Here is a 2,468-nt window from a genome sequence, read left to right on the forward strand (position 1 = left end):
GGCGCTGGTCACGGCCGTCCGTCGTTTGCAGGGCGCGCGGGCTGTGACGGGCGAGGGGGGTGGGCTGGGATGGCAGGAGGAGACACGGCTGTGCCCCCCAGACGCCGGTCCCGCAGTCGGGCGTCCCGTCGTGGGAGTCGTTCCCGGAAGTGAACCGGGTGGTCGTGCAGCGCCTGCTGGGCCTGCTGGGCCTGCTGGTGGAGCGGATGGCGTCGCGGGCGCCGGTGCCAGCGAGCGGGGGCGGGGGTGAGCGCGATGAGCACGCAGGCCAGGCCGTGGGAACGGCTGGAGGGCAAGGTCCAGCCGTGGCATCGTGACCGCCTCGCGGTGGTCTATGTGCGTCAGTCCACGGCCCAGCAGGTCGTTGACCATCAGGAGTCCACGCGGTTGCAGTACGGGCTGGCCGAGCGGGCGGTCGGGCTGGGGTGGGCGCCCTCGCGGGTTCTGGTGATCGACGAAGACCTGGGGCACTCCGCGTCGGGGGTCGACGCCCGGCCCGGTTTCCAGCGCCTGGTCTCCGAGGTCGGGCTGGACCATGTGGGGATCGTGCTGGGGATCGAGATGTCCCGGCTGGCCCGGTCCGGCCGGGAGTGGCATCAACTCCTGGAACTGTGCGCGCTGTCGGGGGCCCTGCTCGCGGACCCTGACGGGGTCTATGACCCGGCGGACCACAACGACCGCTTGCTGCTGGGGCTGAAGGGCACCATCAGTGAGGCCGAACTGCACCTGATCAAGCAGCGGATGTGGTCCGGGCGGCTGGCCAAGGCCCGACGCGGGGAGCTGGCGGTGCCGTTGCCGGTCGGCTTCGTGCGCCGCCCTTCGGGCGAGGTGGTGCTTGACCCGGACGAGCAGGTGCAGGCCGTCGTTCACCTGGTCTTCGACTTGTTCGAGAGGTTCGGCACGGTCAACGCGGTGCTGTGCTTTCTGGCCGACAACCACATCCAGCTGGGGGTGCGGTTGCGTGAGGGGCCCGAGCGCGGGGAGTTGCGGTGGCGCCGGCCCAGCCGGGCCGGAGTGCAGAACATGCTCCGCAACCCGGCCTACGCTGGAATCTACGTCTACGGCCGCAGCACCCTGGACCCCAGGCGGCGACAGGCCGGGCGGCCGTTCACCGGACGGGTGCGGACCCACCGCGAGGACTGGATCGTCTGCCTGCCCGGGGTGCTGCCGTCCTATATCAGCGTCGGGCAGTACGAGCGGAACAGGCAGCGGATGGACGCCAACCGGTCCCGGTCCCAGAGCATGGGCGCGGTGCGTGACGGCCCCGCCCTGCTGACCGGGCTGGTGTTCTGCGGTCGCTGCGGCAAGCGGATGACTGTGCGCTACCAGCGCGGATCAGGCGGGAAGCTGCACCCGGCCTACGTCTGCTCCCGCGAGAAGACCGACTACGGAGGCGGGCAGTGCCAGCAACTCGCCGGGGACTGCGCGGACACACACGTCGCCGGACTGCTGCTGCAGGCGATGGCCCCGGCCGCGCTGGAGGTCAGCCTCGCTGCGGCCGAACAAGTCGAAGAACGCCGGGCACAGGTGGACCGGATCTGGCGGCAGCGCCTGGAGCGGGCCGACTACCAAGTGGACCGGGCGAGGCGCCAGTACCAGCTGGCCGAACCCGAGAACCGCCTGGTGGTACGGCAGCTGGAGAAGGACTGGGAAGCCGCACTGGCCGAGCGCGAGCAACTGGGCGAGGAGTACAACCGCTTCACCGCCACCCGCCCACGCGTCCTCACCGCCGCCGAACGCGAGCAGATCCGCGCGCTCGCCGCCGACATCCCCGCCATCTGGCAGGCGGCCACCACCACCGACGCAGACCGCAAACAGCTCCTGCGACATCTGGTCGAGCAGGTCCACCTCGAAGTCATCGGCACCACCGAGCGAGTTCGGGTGCAGGTGGTCTGGGCCGGCGGGCACCGCAGCACCGGGGAGCTGGTGCGGCCGGTGGCCTGCCTGACCCAGCTCAGCTACTACCCGCAGCTGGCCGCACGGGTCACCGAGCTCGCCGCGGCCGGACACACCGCCCAGCAGATCGCCGACCGCCTCAGCCAGGAGGGTTTCCGCCCGCCCAAGCGCCGCCAGGCCTTCGGCCGACAGGCGGTCCGCGACTTGATGTGCGCGCTCGGTGCCGCTGAGCCGCAGACCGTCCGACGCGTGACCCCGACGCTGGGCGAGCACGAGTGGTGGCTGACCGACCTCGCCCGTGAACTCGACATGTCACGCATCACTCTGTACTCCTGGGTCGAGCGCGGCTGGGTCACCGCCCGCCGTCAGCCCGACCCGCCACGAATGTGGGTCATCCAGGCCGACCCCGCCGAGGTCGAACGCCTACGCACCCTGCACCAGACACCGCGCGGACAGCACACCCGCCGCCCCTGGCAGCATCATCAGCAGACCATCATGAACACCGGATCGGAAGGAACCGACGACGATGCCATCGAGCCACAGGTATGACAGCACTGCGGCTTGCTCGTCTC

General features: G+C 70.9%; 1 protein-coding gene. It reads left to right on the top strand.

Annotation, left to right across the window (positions count from 1 at the left end):
• Positions 1–255 precede the first annotated feature (255 nt).
• A complete protein-coding gene (locus AB0M62_RS34760; protein WP_366078322.1) occupies positions 256–2,445 on the top strand; it encodes a recombinase family protein in 2,190 nt (729 codons plus the stop codon).
• Positions 2,446–2,468 lie beyond the last annotated feature (23 nt).

The organism is Streptomyces sp. NPDC051219 (assembly GCF_040682335.1).
Lineage (GTDB): Bacteria > Actinomycetota > Actinomycetes > Streptomycetales > Streptomycetaceae > Streptomyces.